15 protein-coding genes are annotated in these 16,289 nt (G+C 66.4%); 10 read left to right on the top strand and 5 right to left on the bottom strand.

The features are described 5' to 3' along the window. Positions 1 to 102 precede the first annotated feature (102 nt). Genes ACWDTI_RS10510 through ACWDTI_RS10520 form a run of 3 tightly spaced genes read left to right on the top strand, consistent with a single transcriptional unit; the run spans position 103 to position 2,201 of the window. The gene (locus tag ACWDTI_RS10510; RefSeq protein ID WP_449738008.1) at positions 103 to 1,248 is read left to right on the top strand and encodes an acyl-CoA dehydrogenase family protein; all 1,146 of its coding nucleotides are present in this window, start codon (positions 103 to 105) and stop codon (positions 1,246 to 1,248) included. Positions 1,249 to 1,261: 13 nt separating this feature from the next. Continuing rightward, positions 1,262 to 1,951 carry a TetR/AcrR family transcriptional regulator gene (locus ACWDTI_RS10515; protein ID WP_449738009.1) on the top strand — a complete coding sequence of 230 codons (690 nt, stop codon included), beginning with the start codon at positions 1,262 to 1,264 and terminating at the stop codon, positions 1,949 to 1,951. Between the two features lie 4 nt (positions 1,952 to 1,955). Beyond that, positions 1,956 to 2,201 (top strand): hypothetical protein, encoded by a 246-nt coding sequence (locus ACWDTI_RS10520; protein WP_449738010.1) that lies wholly within the window; start codon positions 1,956 to 1,958, stop codon positions 2,199 to 2,201. A 313-nt stretch (positions 2,202 to 2,514) separates the two neighbouring features. On the opposite strand, the gene ACWDTI_RS10525 is transcribed toward ACWDTI_RS10520, so the two are convergent. Continuing rightward, a complete protein-coding gene (locus ACWDTI_RS10525) occupies positions 2,515 to 3,234 on the bottom strand; it encodes a GntR family transcriptional regulator (RefSeq protein ID WP_449738011.1) in 720 nt (239 codons plus the stop codon). Positions 3,235 to 3,371: 137 nt separating this feature from the next. Here ACWDTI_RS10525 and ACWDTI_RS10530 point away from each other — a divergent pair, with 137 nt between their 5' ends. From ACWDTI_RS10530 to ACWDTI_RS10550, 5 genes are all read left to right on the top strand, one after another. Continuing rightward, complete coding sequence (locus ACWDTI_RS10530) at positions 3,372 to 4,232, top strand: fumarylacetoacetate hydrolase family protein (protein ID WP_449738012.1); 861 nt, start codon at positions 3,372 to 3,374, stop codon at positions 4,230 to 4,232. 4 nt (positions 4,233 to 4,236) lie between these two features. Further along, positions 4,237 to 5,157: a VOC family protein gene (locus ACWDTI_RS10535; RefSeq protein ID WP_449738013.1), complete on the top strand. Its 921-nt coding sequence runs from the start codon at positions 4,237 to 4,239 to the stop codon at positions 5,155 to 5,157. 61 nt (positions 5,158 to 5,218) lie between these two features. After that, positions 5,219 to 6,982 carry an FAD-dependent monooxygenase gene (locus ACWDTI_RS10540; protein WP_449738014.1) on the top strand — a complete coding sequence of 588 codons (1,764 nt, stop codon included), beginning with the start codon at positions 5,219 to 5,221 and terminating at the stop codon, positions 6,980 to 6,982. Positions 6,983 to 6,986: 4 nt separating this feature from the next. Continuing rightward, complete coding sequence (locus tag ACWDTI_RS10545) at positions 6,987 to 8,675, top strand: FAD-dependent oxidoreductase (protein ID WP_449738015.1); 1,689 nt, start codon at positions 6,987 to 6,989, stop codon at positions 8,673 to 8,675. 43 nt (positions 8,676 to 8,718) lie between these two features. After that, the gene (locus tag ACWDTI_RS10550; protein WP_449738016.1) at positions 8,719 to 9,183 is read left to right on the top strand and encodes a nuclear transport factor 2 family protein; all 465 of its coding nucleotides are present in this window, start codon (positions 8,719 to 8,721) and stop codon (positions 9,181 to 9,183) included. A gap of 280 nt (positions 9,184 to 9,463) precedes the next feature. On the opposite strand, the gene ACWDTI_RS10555 is transcribed toward ACWDTI_RS10550, so the two are convergent. The 3 genes from ACWDTI_RS10555 to ACWDTI_RS10565 form a co-directional block, all read right to left on the bottom strand. Further along, positions 9,464 to 10,537 carry a phosphotransferase family protein gene (locus tag ACWDTI_RS10555; protein ID WP_449738017.1) on the bottom strand — a complete coding sequence of 358 codons (1,074 nt, stop codon included), beginning with the start codon at positions 10,535 to 10,537 and terminating at the stop codon, positions 9,464 to 9,466. Then, a complete protein-coding gene (locus tag ACWDTI_RS10560; RefSeq protein WP_449738018.1) occupies positions 10,534 to 11,799 on the bottom strand; it encodes an acyl-CoA dehydrogenase family protein in 1,266 nt (421 codons plus the stop codon). Before ACWDTI_RS10560 ends, ACWDTI_RS10555 begins: the two co-directional genes overlap by 4 nt. A 171-nt stretch (positions 11,800 to 11,970) precedes the next feature. Beyond that, positions 11,971 to 12,531, bottom strand: coding sequence for a phosphatase PAP2 family protein (locus tag ACWDTI_RS10565; RefSeq protein WP_449738019.1), 561 nt, complete (start codon positions 12,529 to 12,531; stop codon positions 11,971 to 11,973). Between the two features lie 77 nt (positions 12,532 to 12,608). Here ACWDTI_RS10565 and ACWDTI_RS10570 point away from each other — a divergent pair, with 77 nt between their 5' ends. Further along, positions 12,609 to 14,804, top strand: coding sequence for an MMPL family transporter (locus ACWDTI_RS10570; protein WP_449738020.1), 2,196 nt, complete (start codon positions 12,609 to 12,611; stop codon positions 14,802 to 14,804). Between the two features lie 6 nt (positions 14,805 to 14,810). Here the strand turns inward: ACWDTI_RS10570 and ACWDTI_RS10575 are convergent, their stop codons facing one another. Next, entirely contained in the window at positions 14,811 to 15,671 is an 861-nt protein-coding gene (locus ACWDTI_RS10575) for an AraC family transcriptional regulator (RefSeq protein ID WP_449738021.1), read from the bottom strand. An 83-nt stretch (positions 15,672 to 15,754) separates the two neighbouring features. Here ACWDTI_RS10575 and ACWDTI_RS10580 point away from each other — a divergent pair, with 83 nt between their 5' ends. Next, a complete protein-coding gene (locus ACWDTI_RS10580) occupies positions 15,755 to 16,243 on the top strand; it encodes a VOC family protein (RefSeq protein ID WP_449738022.1) in 489 nt (162 codons plus the stop codon). Positions 16,244 to 16,289: the final 46 nt, after the last annotated feature.

Here is a 16,289-nt window from a genome sequence, read left to right on the forward strand (position 1 = left end):
AGTAGCGGCGACGAAGGGGCCGCGAGATCTCGATACGCCCTCCGCTAGCTCTCCGGGCTACTCGATCAGCGGGAGCAAACCCCCGACTCAACAAGGAGAATCATGACTTCCCTCACCCACGACATCGAACACAAGCACTTCCGCGAGACCGTCGCCAAGTTCGTCGCCGAGCAGATCACCCCGCAGCACGAGAACTGGGAGCAGGCCGGGCAGTGGGATCGCAGCCTGTTCACCGAGGCCGGCAAGAACGGGCTGCTCGGGTTCCCGGTCCCCGAGGAACACGGCGGGCCCGGCGTCGACGACTTCCGCTACAACGCCATCGTCATCGAGGAGACCGCGAAAACCGGTGCGGCAGCCGAGGCCATCGCATTCTCGCTGCAGAACGACGTCGTGCTGCCCTACCTCGTCGAGATGACGAACGAGGAACAGAAGGCGCGTTGGCTCCCGGGTGTCGTGGCGGGTGACACCGTGCTCGGGATCGCGATGACCGAGCCGGGCACCGGCAGCGACCTCACCGGCATCCGCACCTCCGCGGTCCTCGACGGCGACCACTACGTCGTCAACGGCTCCAAGACCTTTATCTCCAACGGCCGCAACGGCGATCTGTTCGTCGTCGCCACCCGCACCAGCCCCGACAAGCACAAGGGGCTGACGCTGCTCGTCGTCGAAGCCGACACCCCCGGCTTCGAACGCGGCCGCAACCTCGACAAGATCGGCCTGCACGCCCAGGACACCAGCGAGCTGTCGTTCACCGACATGCGGGTGCCCGTCGCGAACCGGCTCGGCGAGGAAGGTCAGGGCTTCTACCAACTGGTGCACAACCTGCCGCAGGAGCGGCTGTCGCTGGCGATCGGCGCGGTGGCCGCAGCCGAGGGCACCTTTGCCAAGACGCTGGAATATGTGAAGGAGCGCACCGCATTCGGGTCCCCGATCTCGTCGTTCCAGAACACCCAGTTCGTCCTCGCGGAACTGGCCACCGAACTCGACATCGCCCGCACCTTCCTCGACGACTGCATCGCCGAGCACGTCGCGGGCAAGCTCACCCCGGCGCGCGCGGCCAAGCTCAAGTGGTGGGCCACCGAGCTGCAGTTCAGCACCGCCAACCGGTGTCTTCAGCTGCACGGCGGCTACGGCTACATGCGTGAATACCCGGTGTCGCAGGCGTTCGTCGACGCCCGCATCCAGTCGATCTACGGCGGCACCACCGAGATCATGAAGACGATCATCGCCAAGGATCTGGGCATCTGAGAGGATTGCAGGCATGACCACGACATCCGACGACGTTCAGGCGGCCGTGCGGGCCGTCCGCGCGTCGTCGCGGCGACGGCAGCTTCTCGATGCCGCGGTCACGGTGATGGGCCGCACCGGCTTTCACTCGATGTCGATGCAGGCGCTGGCCGACGAGGCGCAGGTCAGCGTGGGCCTGTTCTACAAGTACTTCGGCAGCAAGGAGGACATCCTCCTGGCGGCGATCGTGGACATCCTGGAAAAGTTCCGCGACCAGCTGCAGCCCGCCATGGACGTGGCGGGCGACGACCCGGTGATGCGCCTGGTCGCCGGGTTCAGGCAATACACCACCATCGTCGACCAGAACCGTGACGCAGTGGTGCTCACCTACCGCGAGAGTCGGACGTTGGACGCTGCCGGGCGCGACCGCATCAAGGAACTCGAGGTGGAGACGTCGGCCCCGATGCGCGAGGCGATCGACGCAGGCGTCGAGGCGGGACTGATGAACGACGTCGACATCGATCTGGTGGTGTTCGACCTGATGATGCTGGCGCACGGGTGGGCGCTCAAGCATTGGCATTTCGCGCCGGCGCCGGGAGCGCAGCGAGCGGGCCGATCAGATGCCGGCTATGACCTGGACCGCTACATCGCCGCGCAACTCCGATTCACGTTGTCGGCGTTGGTGGTTGCCGACAAGGTCGAGGAGTACCTCGCAAAGCTGTGACTCAGTGCAACCGGTCCACACCGTCGAACCGGTCGAAGCCGCGATCGAAGGTGAGGATGCGCGTTATGTCGTTGGCGCGCATAGTCGCGACGTGGAAAGCGCCGGCGCCGTCGAGCACAAGCGACCCGGCGGTTTCGATTTCGTCACGGCCGATACTGAAACATCGTCGATGAGTTCGTCGAGAGCGGTGCATGCAGGTTCGATCGCCCCCCGCCGATCGATCGCGGCATATCGGCGCAGCACCTCCTGATACACCTCTGCATCAGCAACCAGCCTGGTCTCGCTGAGGATCAATTGGTCCAAGACGTCGCGGGCTCGGTCGCGGTTCGGATGGAGTGCGGGGCTGCTGCGCACGCGCCTCGCGCAAGGCCGCCCGCACCCACTGCGACACGGTCTCACCCTGCCGCTGGGCGACTGATTCGATTTCGGCGGGCTCGGCATCGTCGAGCACAACCTGGAGCCTCTTACTCATGGGATGAGTAAGCCTTACTCAGCGGAAACTCCGCGCGAAGGCAGGTAGACGAGCAAGAGCGGACGCCGGCATCAGCCCGATGCATCGCGCGTCAGCCAACGTGCTTGGCCTTCGGCTCGGCAACGTCGGCTGCATGTATCGCCTCCCCCACCTCCACGAGCAGCCGAGTGGTGTGCGCGATGTGCTCGCGCAGCGCCTCGACGGCACCATCAGCGTCGCGAGCGAGCGCGAGTTCCATGATCCGACGATGCTCGGCGGCGAGGTCGCGGTCCTTCTCGCTACCCAACTGCTGCGACCACCGCCGATACAGTTCGGCCTCGTCGCGCAGGCCGTTCGCCATGTGGAACAGCCGGCGGTTCGCGCAGCCCTCGAGCAGTGCACGATGAAAATCGGCGTGCGCCCGTGCCCACTCCTCGGTGATGCGAACCGGCTCCGAGCCGGTGAGGAACGGGGTTCCCTCCATCCGGTGATGCGCGGCCACCACGTGCGATTCCCAGGCCAGATCGCCGTCGCGGATGGCGCGCGCGAACACCAATCCCTCCAGCTCGAGACGCGCGTCGGTCAGTTCGAGCAACCGATCGGTCGAGATGTCGGTGACGGTGAAGCCGATGTTGGGCTCGGTGGTCACCAGGCCTTCCGCGGCCAGCCTGGTCAACGACTCACGAATCACGCTCATGCTCGCGTCGCACTCGGCGGCGAGCTCGGAGAACTTCAGCCGCGTCCCGGGCAGGAACCGTCCACTGAGGATTCCCGCGCGCAGCCACTCGTAGACAGAGTCGCTGCGCGTGCGCTTTCGCTGATCGACCTTCATGTGTGCACCCTAGCGTAAAACCGGCCGATTTACGCGTATGGGAATTATTTTCGAAAATCTATTGCTTTGCCGAATGTGTCGGCGTAGACATGAGTCAGAGCACGTGACCGCGGTCACGTCAGAACGAAGGAGAAGCAATGCGATTGGCAGTCATCGAGGGCCGAACCCTCTTGGTCGACGAGGCGATCGAACACGGCGTCGACGTGGCCACGGCAAGCGGCGGCCGATTCGGACCCGACCCGATGGCGATCTACGACAACTGGGCGGCCTTCGCCGAGTGGGCCGCATCGGCGACTCCCGCAGAGGGCAGCGCGATCGATGCGTCGGCGGTGGAGAATCCGATCCCCGAACCGCGGCAGGTATTCGCAATAGGGCTGAACTACGCCGAGCACGCCGCCGAGTCCAAGTACGAAATCCCCGATCTCCCGCCGGTTTTCACCAAGTACCGCACCTCACTGGCCGGCCCGGACGAGACCGTCGAACTCCCCGGGCCGAAGGTCGACTGGGAGGTCGAGCTGGTCGCGGTCATCGGCCGTCACGCCCACCGGGTCCCGGAATCCGAGGGCTGGGACTACGTCGCCGGACTCACCGTCGGACAGGACATCTCCGAACGGGCCACGCAATTCAATGCCACCCCACCACAGTTCGGCCTGGGCAAGTCCTATCCGAAGTTCTCGCCGATGGGACCGGTGGTGGTGAGCCCCGACGAACTGACCGACCGCGACGACATCGAACTGGGCTGCTCCATCAACGGCGAACAGGTCCAGAAGGGACGCACCTCGGAGATGATCTTCTCGGTGCCGCAATTGGTCTCGTACCTCTCGTCTATCACTCCGCTGCTGCCGGGTGACGTGATCTTCACCGGAACACCCTCCGGTGTCGGCCTCGGACGCACTCCGCAACGCTTCCTCACCGACGGCGACGTGCTCAACTCCCGGATCGCCGGGATCGGCACCATCGAGCAGCGCTTCGTCGCCGCCGACAAGCGGGACAAGTGATCCCATGTCACTGCATCGACTGGCCTCGGTCACCATCGGCGTCCCCAACGTCGACGAAACACGTGACTATTACAGCGAGTTCGGCCTGACCACCGGCAACGACGGATGGCTGTCCACCCGTGACGGCGGCGACCAGTTACGCATCGTCGCCGCACCCACCCGCCGGCTTCTCGAACTCGTGGTGGGCGCCGACGATCTCGATGACATCGACCGCATCGACCACGAGTTGCAAGCCCAGGGATTTCTCGCCCGACGCGAAGGCGATGCCGTCATCGCCGAAGAGCCGGTGGCCAACATCCGTGCGACGGTGAAGGTGCTTCCGCGGATCGTCCAGGAACGGACCGAACCCACGCCGTACAACGGTCCGGGCCGAGTCGACCGCATCGGGCGGGCACCGGGCGTGCTGCGGGACACCCCGATCACGCCCCGCAAACTCGGACACGCGGTGATCGGCTCGACCGACTACGAGGTGACCCGGCGATTCTTCGTCGACGGCCTCGGCTTCCGGGTCAGCGATCACATCAAGGGACACGGCTCGTTCCTGCGCTGCTCCACCGACCACCACAACATCCTGGTGCTGCAGGCGCCCGTCAACTATCTGCATCACACGTCGTGGCAGGTCGACGACATCGACGACGTCGGACGCGGTGCCCACGCGATGTTGGAGGGCAACCCCGAACGCCACGTCTGGGGTCTCGGCCGCCACCACGCCGGCTCGAACTTCTTCTGGTATCTCAAGGATCCGGCCGGCAACTTCTCGGAGTACTACGCGGACATGGACTGCATCCCCGAGGACGAACTGTGGACGCCGGAGGACCTCGAAGGCGCCCGCGGACTGTTCAACTGGGGCCCACCCCCACCTCCCAGTTTCCTCGCACCCGAGGATCTCGCCGCCATGATGACCGGCGCGCACAGCGCCCGCTGAACCCTCTTACACCACAACACTTCCCATCACCCTCTCCCCTTTCCACGGAGGTCGATCAGTCATGGAAACGATCAGCACCGATGTCCTGATCATCGGGGCCGGTCCTGCCGGTCTCACCGCAGCGGCGTTGCTCGCCAAGTACGGCGTGAACGCGCTCACCGTCAGCCGCTACTCCGGCACCGCCAACTCCCCGCGCGCCCACATCACCAACCAGGGGTCGATGGAGGTCTTCCGCGATCTCGGCATCGAAGATCGGGTACGCGCGGCGGCCGTGCCCAACGAGTACATGGGCAACAACGTCTGGGCCACCAGTTTCGCCGGCACCGAGATCGCCCGTCTGAAGTCGTGGGGCTCCGGCACTTTCCGGCTCGCCGACTACACCGCGGCCAGCCCGACCAAGATGTGCAACATCCCGCAGCACATCCTCGAGCCGATCCTGCTGCAGGCCGCCCGCGAGAACGGCGCCGAGTTGCGGTTCAACACCGAGGCCGTGTCGATCAGCCAGACCGACGACCACGTCGACGCCGTCGTCCGCGAACGCACCACCGGTGCCGAATACCGGATTCGCGCAAAGTATCTGATCGGCGCCGACGGCGGACGATCCACCGTCGCCGAGCAACTGGAGTTCCCGATGCGCGGCGAGATGGGACTCGGTGCGGCGATGAACATCTGGCTCGAGGCCGATCTCACCGAGTACACCGCGCATCGTCCCGGCACGCTGTACTGGATGGCGCAGCCGGGCAACGACTATTGGGTCGGCAGCGGCACCTGGATCTGTGTGAAGCCGTGGACGGAATGGGTGCTGCTCTGTATGTACGACCCGACCGAAGGCGAACCCGACACGTCGGAGGCGGCGGTGATCGAACGTGCCCGCACGACCATCGGCGACGACTCGATCGACATCCGCATCAAGTCCGTCAGCAAGTGGCAGATCAACCACGTCATCGCTGACACCTTCAGCAAGGGAAGGGTGTTCCTCGCCGGGGACGCCGCGCACCGGCATCCGCCGGCCAACGGGCTCGGCACCAACACCTCGGTGCAGGACGCCTTCAACCTGGCCTGGAAGCTGTCGTTTGTGTTGCACGGCTGGGCCGGTACGGAACTGCTCGACACCTACACCGCCGAACGCCAGCCCGTGGGCGAGCAGGTCGTCGACCGCGCGATGCAGAGCGTTCGCGACATGCTGCCGATCTCCCAGGCGCTCGGTTTCGAGCCCGGTCAGAGTTCGGAGGACGGCTGGCGCACTCTGGAGGAGATCTTCGCGCCAACTGTCCGCGGTGAGGAGCGCCGGCGCGAACTCGACGCCGCCGTCGAACTGCAGAACTACCAGTTCAACGCACACGGAGTTGAACTGGGACAACACTATTCATCGTCGGCGGTGGTAGGCGACGGGACCGGGTGGCCGACACCGACAAGAGACCCCGAACTCTACTACCACCCCACCACCCACCCGGGTGCGCGACTGCCGCACGCCTGGCTGCAGCACGGCACCGGCGAGGTGTCCACGATGGACATCACCGGCCACGGCGCGCTGACCGTACTGGTCGGCGAGGGCGGGCAGGAATGGGCAGACGCCGCAGCGAAACTCGCCGACGAACTCGGCATCGATCTGCCCGTCCGCCACGTCGGCGTCGGATGCGAATACAGCGACACCCTCCGCACCTGGACCGGCCTGCGCGAGATCGGCTACGACGGAGCACTACTGGTGCGTCCCGACCACCATATCGCCTGGCGTACAGCCAGTCTCACCGACGAACCCCTCGAGTCCCTGCGGACCGCCCTCGACGCAATCCTCCACTCTGCCACCGCCACCACAGGAAAGTGAATCCATGACCACTCACACCGCTCGACGCGAATCCGCCGCACCGATCGTCTCTACTCCGCGCGCCGACGTCGTGACCGACATCATCGTCGTCGGAGGCGGTGGTGGCGGTCTGCCGGCGGCACTGTTCGGCCGATGGCACGGAGACGACGTCGTCCTGCTCGAGAAGGCGGACCAGTTGGGCGGCACCGCCCGCAAAGCCGCGTTCTGGTACTGGGTGCCGAACAACCGCCCGTTGCGCGAGGCGGGCATCGAAGACCGGGAGGAGGATTACCTCCGGTTTGTGGCGCGGCTGTCCCGGCCGACGCTCTACGATCCGTCGAGCCCGACTCTCGGTGTTCCGCCGAGCGAGTACGCGGCGTACCGCGCCATCTACGAGAGTGCTTCTCCGGCAGCGGAACTACTGGCGGAGAAGGGGGCACTGCCCTACCGGCATGTGCCCGACGCGTACGACTATTGGTCGGAGATCGAGGAGGACAAGACGCCCCAGGGCCGAGTACTCATCCACGCCGATGCCAAGGAGACCATGGCCGACGGCGGCCTGCGCAGCATCGAGAGCATGACGGCCGCCGCCGAGCGTGACGGTGTCGACATCCGCGTCGGACACCGTGTGCAACGCACCATCATCGACGACGGCCGCGTGATCGGTGTCCAGGCCACGACCGCCGATGGCCAGACCGTGACGGTCCTGGCGCGCAAGGCAGTCGTCTTCGCCACCGGCGGGTTCACCCACGACGCCGAGTTGCGCCGCAACTTCCTCTCGGCACCGCTGTTCCCGGGGTGCGCGGCAACCACCAACGAGGGTGACTTCGTTCGGATCGCGGCGTTCGCCGGGGCACAGACCCGAAGCATGAACTACGCCTGGATGTGTCCGCTCTCGCTGGAGAAGGCGGTCCACGATCCCGTGTCACTCATCGGAAGCTTCTGCGTCGCAGGCGATTCGACGCTGTTCGTGAACAAGTACGGACACCGGACGATGAACGAGAAACTGCAGTACAACGAACTCGCGCAACGATTCTTCGAGTGGGACGCGCAGCGCGCCGAATACCCGAACCTCGTGATGATCCAGATCTGGGATGACCGCAGTCAACAGCACAGCGCCGACACCGAGTACGGGCGCTTGATCCCGCCACCCGGCACCGACGACTCCCATGTCATTCACGGCGACACCCTGGAAGAGTTGCGGGACAACATCACGGCGCGTCTGGCGCAGTATCGCGAACACACCGGCGGAGTCGAACTCGACGACGAGTTCCTGGCCAACCTCGAGGCGTCCATCGAGCGGTTCAACGGTTTCGCCCGCACGGGCGTCGACGAGGATTTCCATCGTGGCGAGAAGCCCGTCCAGCTGATGTTCAACGGCGCCGTCAAGGAAGAGCCCGGCCGTTCCAATCCGACCATGTGGCCACTGACCGAGACCGGCCCCTACCACGCCGCGCTACTCGTCGGCGGGACCCTGGACACCAAGGGCGGACCCAAGACCGACACGGAGGGCAGGGTTCTCGACGACGAGGATTCCGCTATCCCTGGACTCTTCGGGATCGGCAACTGCGTCGCTTCCGCGTCGGCGCAGGCCTACTGGGCCGGGGGCGCCACCCTCGGGCCGATCATCGCCTTCGCCTACCGCGCGGCGCAAGCCGCCCACCAGAACGCACCCGCAGATCTCGCCGTGACCGCGGCGTCGACGCCGGCCTGAACCTCTCCACAGCCAATCGACCTCCGATGAAAGGGAATCCATCATGACCATCTCGACCCAGACCATGACCCGCGAACAACGGAAATCCGTTGCCCTCGAATACTTCAAGCGCTTCGACAACGGCGGCGACGTGCTCGGACTCTTCGCCGACGACGCCACCGTGTACTTCCCCAAATGGGGTGTGGCGCAGGGCAAGGAGGAGATCGGGCGGATGTTCGGCGATGTCGGGTCGCTGTTCGTGGCGATCAATCACTACCCCGAGTACCTCAAGTTCATCATCGAGGACGACATGGTCGTCGTCGAGGGCATCACCTCCGGCGTGACCGCCGACGGCACCGAATGGCGGGCCGGTGTCACCCACGCCGGACGCTGGACCGATGTCTTCGAGATCCGCGATCACCAGATCCATCGGTGCTACATCTACCTCGATCCCGACTACGCGGGCGCCGATACCGCGCGTTATCCCTGGCTGGCCGACGCCGAACTCCCGGCAACCGTGAGCAGCTGAACCGAGGCTCGCTGGGGTTGCGTCGGCCGGGCGACGGAGGAGCTAGGCGCCCCACCGCTGGTTGAGCCAGCCCGGCGACGGAGGAGCCGAGCGCCCCACCGCTGGTTGAGCCAGCCCGGCGACGGAGGAGCCGGGCGCCGTCAAAACCACCACGCGGTCATCGAATGCGCGGTTTCGACTCGCCCTCGGCTAGCGCCTCGGGCGGCTCAACCGACGGGATATGTTGGGGCCCTTCGCGGGTCGGCTTGCGATGCAACCGGGCGGGATGTGTTGGGGGCGATCAGCCGGCAATCACGGCGTTGAGTTTGCCCTCCACCAGCTTCACCGCCATCCCGAGTCGCGCGTAGGCCTCGTTGGTGGTCTGACCGTGGTAGTAGCGGTAGTAGATCTGCTGGGCGATCACCGCTTGCCGGAAGTAGCCGAACGCCTCGTACCAGCGCCAGCGGTCGGGGGTCATCTCGAACCCCATGCGGTCGCAGTAGCGTTCGACGAACTCGGCCCTGGTCACCATGCCGGGAAGGTGGGTCGGTACGCGCCGCATCGCCTGAGACAACTCGTCGTCGTCGGCCTGCACCCAGTAGGCCATCGATCCGGCGACGTCCATCAGCGGATCACCGAGAGTGGCCATCTCCCAGTCGAGGATGCCGATCACCCGGGTCGGGTCGTCTTCGGACAGCACCACGTTGTCGAGCTTGTAGTCGTTGTGGATGACGCAGTTCGCCACATCCTCCGGCTGGTTCTCGGCGATCCAGGCCATCGCCGCCTCGTAATCGGGCACGTCGTCGGTCCGGGCGTTGCGGTACCGTGTCGACCACCCGTCCACCTGCCTTCGCACATACCCGAATCCCTTGCCCAGATCGGCGAGTCCGGCCTTCTCGGGATCGACCGAATGCAGTTCGACCAGGACGTCGATGAAGTTGTGGCACAGCCTTCGCGCCTGTTCGGGTGACAGCGTGACCCCCGGCGGAAACTCGACGCCGGCGATGATGCCGTCGATCTTGCCCATCGCATAGAACTGCGCCCCCAGCACCGACGTGTCGTCGCAGAACGCGACCATCGGCGCGATATACGGCAGCACCGACGCCAGTTTCGACTGAATCCGGTACTCCCGTCCCATATCGTGCGCGCCCTTGGCCTTGGTGCCGCGCGGGCCGTGTCGCAGTATCAGCTGCCGTGTCGGATAGGTCAGCAGGAACGTGAGATTCGATGCGCCTCCGGAGAATTGCTTGACCGCGGGCACACCCTCCAACCCGGTCGGATCATCGGCGTTGGCGCGCAACCATTCCGCGACGACCTCGACGTCGAATGCGTCCTCGGTGCGTACGTCCTTGGCGCCGGCCACCTGTCCACTCATCGTTTGCCTTCCTCCCGATACTTCCCCAACTCGATCCGCGCGACGACCCCGCGATGAACTTCGTCCGGACCGTCCGCCAGGCGCAGCGACCGGGCTCCCACCCAAGCGGCGGCGAGCGGGAAGTCGTCGGTCATCCCGGCACCGCCGTGGAGTTGGATCGCCATGTCGATGACGTCGAGCGCCATGTTGGGCACCTCGACCTTGATCTCGCTGACCGCCGACACCGCCTCGCGCGACAGTCCCTGATCGAGCAGCCACGCGGCGTGCAGCACCAATAGCCGCGACCGGTTGATGGCGATGCGGGCATCGGCGATGCGTTCGCTGTTTCCGCCCAGTTTCGCGAGTGGTTTGCCGAAAGCGGTGCGCTCCAGCGACCTTCGCACCGCGAGTTCGAGTGCCCGCTCGGCGAGTCCGATGGCCCGCATGCAGTGGTGCACGCGACCGGGCCCGAGACGACCCTGCGCGATCTCGAACGCCCGGCCCGGGCCGAGGAGGATGTTCGACGCCGGCACCCGTACGTCGTCGAACGACACCTCGCCGTGGCCGAGCGGTTCGTCGTAGTAGCCCATGGTGGTGAGCATCCGGTCGACGGTGACGCCGGGGGTGTCCATCGGGACGAGCACCATGGTGTGCCGCGCGTGGCGGTCGGCGGTCGGGTCGGTGACCCCCATGAAGACCAGGATCCTGCAGTCCGGGTTGCCGACGCCGGTGGAGAACCACTTGGTGCCGTTGATGATCACGTCGTCGCCGTCGAGGATCGCGGTGGCGGCCATGTTGGTGGCGTCCGACGACGCGACCGCGGGCTCGGTCATGCAGAAGGCGCTGCGGATCTCACCGCGCAGCAGCGGCTCCAGCCACTGAGCGCGCTGCTCGTCGGTGCCGTAGCGCAGCAGCACTTCCATGTTGCCGGTGTCGGGGGCGTTGCAGTTGAAGACGATCGGCGCGAGCATCGACGCCCCCATGGCCTCGGCGACGGGCGCGTAGTCGAGGTTGGTCAGGCCCTCGCCGCCGTCGGTGCCGAAGTCGGCGGCGTACCGACCGGCGTGCTCCTTGGGCAGGAAGAGGTTCCACAGACCGGCTGCGTGTGCCTTGGCTTTGAGGCCGGCGAGGTGCGGTGGCGGTGTCCATCGATCCTCCCCGGCCTCGCGACGGCGCACGAGGTCGCGGTGCACCTCGGGTTCGATCGGCGTGATCTCCTCGGCCATGAAGGTCCGGACACGCTCGGCCAATTCGGCCGAGCGGGGTGACGGAGCGAAGTCCATCCCTCGACCGTAGCGGGTCGGGCGGGGCTGACGGCGGGGTTCGTTGACTGGGTTCAGTGATCTCGATGCGGCGCCTCGCTACGCTCGGAGCCTTACTCGATCAGCGGAGAAGGCGACTGACACCCCATTCAGCGGGGGAAGCGGCTCGTCGCATCTCGATACCGGAGGTGGCTACTCGATCGGGACGGCATGCCGCGGCGACACCCGCGCCAGCAACAACGCGCAACCGGCCACCCACAGCGCCCCGATCAACCAGCCGGCGACCACATCGGTCATCCAGTGCACACCGAGATACACCCGGGTGCAGCCGATGGCGATCGACCACAGCGGTGCGATCAGCAGGATCCACGGGTGCGCGCGCACCCATTCGCTGAGCCGGTAGGCGGCCACCGCGAACAAGCCGAACACGATCATGCTCATCATCGCGTGCCCGGACGGGAACGAGTAGGTGTCGATGTCGAGCAGCCTGTCGTGGACGGGTGGACGGGATCGACCGAAGAGACCTTTCAGGGCGATCATCAGGAGGTATCCGAGCAGCGCGCCGAACCCCACCATCGCGGCCTCCGGAAATGCGCGGCGAACCATGAGGAACACGGTCACCGCCATGACAGCGACGGTCAGCGCCAAGGTGTTGCCGGTGACGGTCATCGCGTGCGCGAGGGTCTCGCCCCATTCCGTGCGGGCGGAGACCACCCGGTTGGTGATGTCGCGATCGATCCCGACGGCGCTCAAGTGACACCCAAGCGATCCGCAAGTCATGAATTCCACTCTATCGGGGACATCACTCGTCCCACCGAAAGGGAAATCCCATGCAACCGACCCTGCTGTACCGTTTCGGGCGCGCCAACGCCGCGCACCCGAAACGGGCCATCGCCCTCTTCTTCGTCGGACTCGGCATTCTGCTGGCCGTGTCGTCGGCGGTGGGCGGCCGCACCCAGGAGAACTGGGATGTCACCAACACGCAGTCACAGTCCGGCATCGACCTGCTGCGCGAGCATGTGCCGGGCGCCGGGAACGCGTTCGCACGGATCGTCGTCCACTCCGACGACGGGACGGTCCCGGCCGCGCAGCTCGACGAGCTGCACACCCGTCTCGCCGACCTCGACCATGTGGTCACCGTCAGCGCGCCACAATTCAGCGCCGACCGCGACACCGCCGTCGTCACCGTCGGCTACGACGTCCCGGTCACCGACAACGACATCATGGGCGATGCCACCCCGTTGAACGACGCCGTCGCGCCGGCCCGCTCGGCCGGCCTGCAGGTGGAGATGAACGGCTCACTGCCGGAGACCGCAGCCGCCCCGATCAAGGGTCACGCCGAGATCATCGGCATCACCCTGGCCCTGCTGATCATGGTGTTCGCGTTCGGGTCGGTGATCGCCGCCGGGCTGCCCGTCGTCACGGCCATCGCCGGACTCGTCGCCGCGTCGGCCGGGATCGGCTTGCTCGCGGCCGTCATGAAGGTCAGTCCCACCGCACCCATGGTCGCCAGCATGGTCGGCCTCGGCGTCGGGATCGACTACGCGCTGCTGGTGGTCAGCCGGCACGTCGAGTATCTCCGACGCGGTCATGAGCCGGTCGAGGCCGCGGCCCGGTCGGTGGCGACCGCCGGACGGTCGGCGGTGTTCGCCGCGACGACGGTGCTGGTGTCCCTCATGGGTCTGCGCCTGGCCGGCTTGCCGACGTACTCGTCGTTCGGTTTTGCGACGGCGATCGCGGTGATCGCGATGCTCGTCGCCACACTGGTGCTCGTCCCGGCGGCCTGCCGCCTGGCGGGGCAGCGGATCGTTCCCCGGAAGGTGCGCAAGACGCCGAAAGCCGCTGCACCGGAGACCGTCTCGCGTCCACCGCTGACCGCTCGGTGGGCCGCGCGGGTGGGGGCACATCCGGTCGCGGCGGTTGTCCTCGGGCTGATCGTCATGCTGGCGCTCGCCGCGCCGGCGGTGTCGATGCGCACCTGGACGTCGGATTCGGGTGCGCAGTCCACCGAACTCACCACCCGGCGCGCCCACGACCTGCTCGCCGCCGAGTACGGTCCCGGCATCAACGCCGAAGTGGTCGTGGTGGCACCCGCCGACCGCACCGACCGCGGCGCACTGGCGACGGCGCTGACCGAGATCGCCCGTGTTCCGGGTGTCACCTCGGTTGCGCCCACCACCGAATCACCCGACCGCGCAATCGAGATCAGCCCGATCACCATCGCGCACGATCCGGCCGCCGAGGAGACCGGGCCGGTGCTCGACGAGATCCGCGACCGTCTCCCGGCCGGGGCGATCCTCACCGGTGAAACGCCCTACTACCACGACATCGCCGAGATGCTGGAGCGTCGCCTGTGGCTGGTGATCGGCTTCGTGGTGGCCGCGTCAGTCATCCTGCTGACGATCCTGTTCCGGTCCGTCGTCGTCCCGGTGAAGGCGGCGTTCATGAACCTGCTGTCGGTGGCCGCCGCCTACGGCGTCATCACCGCGGTGTTCCAGTGGGGCTGGGGTCTGTCCTTGCTGGGTGTGGATCATCCTGCGGCAGTGTCGAGTTGGGTGCCGATCCTGATCTTCGCCATCCTGTTCGGGCTGTCGATGGACTACGAGGTGTTCCTGCTCTCCCGCATCCGCGAGGACTGGCTGGCCACCGGCGCCGCCCGGGCGAGCGTGATCAGTGGCCTCGCCAAGACCGGCCGGGTGATCACCACGGCGGCGGCGATCATGGTCGCGGTGTTCCTGAGCTTCGCATCCGAGACCGACGTCATCATGAAGACACTGGGCCTCGGCATGGCGGTCGCGGTGTTCCTCGACGCCACGCTGGTGCGGATGGTGCTGGTGCCGGCCACCATGTCGCTGCTCGGTCGGTTCAACTGGTGGTTGCCGGCCTGGCTGGATCGGCTGCTACCGGAGGTGGGGATCGAGGGTGCGACAGGCGATTCGGCTTCAGTGGACGAACCCGTGACAGTTTCGCGAGCCACCGATGCAGATCCCGACGCCGAGCCGGCTCGCGCCGGAGTGCCGGTCTGAGTGTCCTCAGTTCGAGGTGCCGGTCGTCTTCCTGGCGGCCGGCACCTCGGCGCCCTCGGCGGCGGTCCGCACGCTGCCGGGGCTGCATCCGGCCTCGCGTTTGAATGCGGTGGCAAACGCGGATTCCGATCCGTACCCGAGGCGGGCGGCCACCGCCGCGACGGTGAGGTCGCCGTCACGCAGCAAGGTGCGAGCGCGCTGCACCCGGATCGACATCACGTAGCGCATCGGCGATTGGTGCAGCAGCGCAGCGAATCTCGCACAGAAGACCGTGCGAGACATCCCGGCAGTGGCGGCGAGGGTCTGTACGTCCCAACGACGTCCGGGGTCGTCGTGCACGGCCATCAGCACCCGGGCGATCTCCGGATCGCGCAATGCCGCGAGCCAGCCGGTGGCGTCCGATCTCCGCGCATAGTCGCGAAGTGCCTGCACCACAAGAGCATCCGAGAGCCGTGCCATCACCACCGCACTTCCGGCCCCGGCCTGGTGCGTCTCGGCCGCCAGTGCGTCGACCACAGCTCCGACAGCCGGTGACGACGACCGGGACACGGTGATGACGTGCGGCAGGGCAGCGAGTACCGGATGATCGCGCTCGCCGACAACGAAGGCGCCGCACAGAATAGTGCACGCCACTGACGAGCCGAGGACATGTGGATCTCCTTGGGGCAGTATGACGACGTCGCCGACCGACAACGCGTGGCTGGTCCCGTCGGCCGTGCGCAGCACACAGTGGCCGGCCATCACCGCGTGCACGCCGCGCAGTCCGTCCTGGTCGAACTCCTGCTCGAAACCTGCATCACGCTCGAGCCAGCGGTAACCGACGGTGTCGAAGCGCAATTCGCCGACAACCGCGGTCAGTGCGTCCATCGTCGACCATCCCGGATGAACGCGAACAGATCCCGGACGTTCACGTATTCATTGTGCGCCCGTCGATCCCTACCGTCACAACCATGACCAACACAGCAACATCCATCCCCCTGATCACCGGCATTGCGCAGGTGAAACTTCCGGTGACCGATCTGGCGCGCAGCGTCGCCTGGTACCGCGACGTTCTCGGACTTCGGTTCTGGACCGAGTTCGTCGAGGACGGCGAGGTACGCGGCGTCGGTCTCATCGACGACGACGCACGGTTCAATGTCGCCTTGCGATTGCGCGAGCACTGCGCGAACGAACCTGACCTCCACGGCTTCGACATCGTGGCGTTCACTCCCGGGTCCCGGGCGGCACTCGACGTGCTGGCCGAGAGATGCGGCCGACTCGCGGTGACGTGCAGCGCGATCGCAGACGGGCCGGAGGGTGCACGCCTCGACATTCCGGATCCAGATGGAACGGTGTTGCGCTTCTATCATTTCACTGCACCGACCAGCGGTTTCACCGGGATCGTGCTGGAGGATGGCCAGCTGGTCTCGACTTACGACAGCCCCCGGCTGGACCTCTGAGCAGCCGCACAAGCACACTCCAAGCGGACCACAAGTGCGGCGATCC

The organism is Gordonia sp. NPDC003424 (assembly GCF_053588655.1).

Bases quoted from the DNA above. Each gene is read 5' to 3' on its own strand.
- ACWDTI_RS10515 (WP_449738009.1), top strand. From the start codon at position 1,262: ATGACCACGACATCCGACGACGTTCAGGCGGCCGTGCGGGCCGTCCGC.
- ACWDTI_RS10570 (WP_449738020.1), top strand. From the start codon at position 12,609: ATGCAACCGACCCTGCTGTACCGTTTCGGGCGCGCCAACGCCGCGCAC.
- ACWDTI_RS10535 (WP_449738013.1), top strand. From the start codon at position 4,237: ATGTCACTGCATCGACTGGCCTCGGTCACCATCGGCGTCCCCAACGTC.
- ACWDTI_RS10540 (WP_449738014.1), top strand. From the start codon at position 5,219: ATGGAAACGATCAGCACCGATGTCCTGATCATCGGGGCCGGTCCTGCC.
- ACWDTI_RS10550 (WP_449738016.1), top strand. From the start codon at position 8,719: ATGACCATCTCGACCCAGACCATGACCCGCGAACAACGGAAATCCGTT.
- ACWDTI_RS10575 (WP_449738021.1), bottom strand. From the start codon at position 15,671: ATGGACGCACTGACCGCGGTTGTCGGCGAATTGCGCTTCGACACCGTC.
- ACWDTI_RS10545 (WP_449738015.1), top strand. From the start codon at position 6,987: ATGACCACTCACACCGCTCGACGCGAATCCGCCGCACCGATCGTCTCT.
- ACWDTI_RS10530 (WP_449738012.1), top strand. From the start codon at position 3,372: ATGCGATTGGCAGTCATCGAGGGCCGAACCCTCTTGGTCGACGAGGCG.
- ACWDTI_RS10560 (WP_449738018.1), bottom strand. From the start codon at position 11,799: ATGGACTTCGCTCCGTCACCCCGCTCGGCCGAATTGGCCGAGCGTGTC.
- ACWDTI_RS10510 (WP_449738008.1), top strand. From the start codon at position 103: ATGACTTCCCTCACCCACGACATCGAACACAAGCACTTCCGCGAGACC.
- ACWDTI_RS10580 (WP_449738022.1), top strand. From the start codon at position 15,755: ATGACCAACACAGCAACATCCATCCCCCTGATCACCGGCATTGCGCAG.
- ACWDTI_RS10555 (WP_449738017.1), bottom strand. From the start codon at position 10,537: ATGAGTGGACAGGTGGCCGGCGCCAAGGACGTACGCACCGAGGACGCA.
- ACWDTI_RS10525 (WP_449738011.1), bottom strand. From the start codon at position 3,234: ATGAAGGTCGATCAGCGAAAGCGCACGCGCAGCGACTCTGTCTACGAG.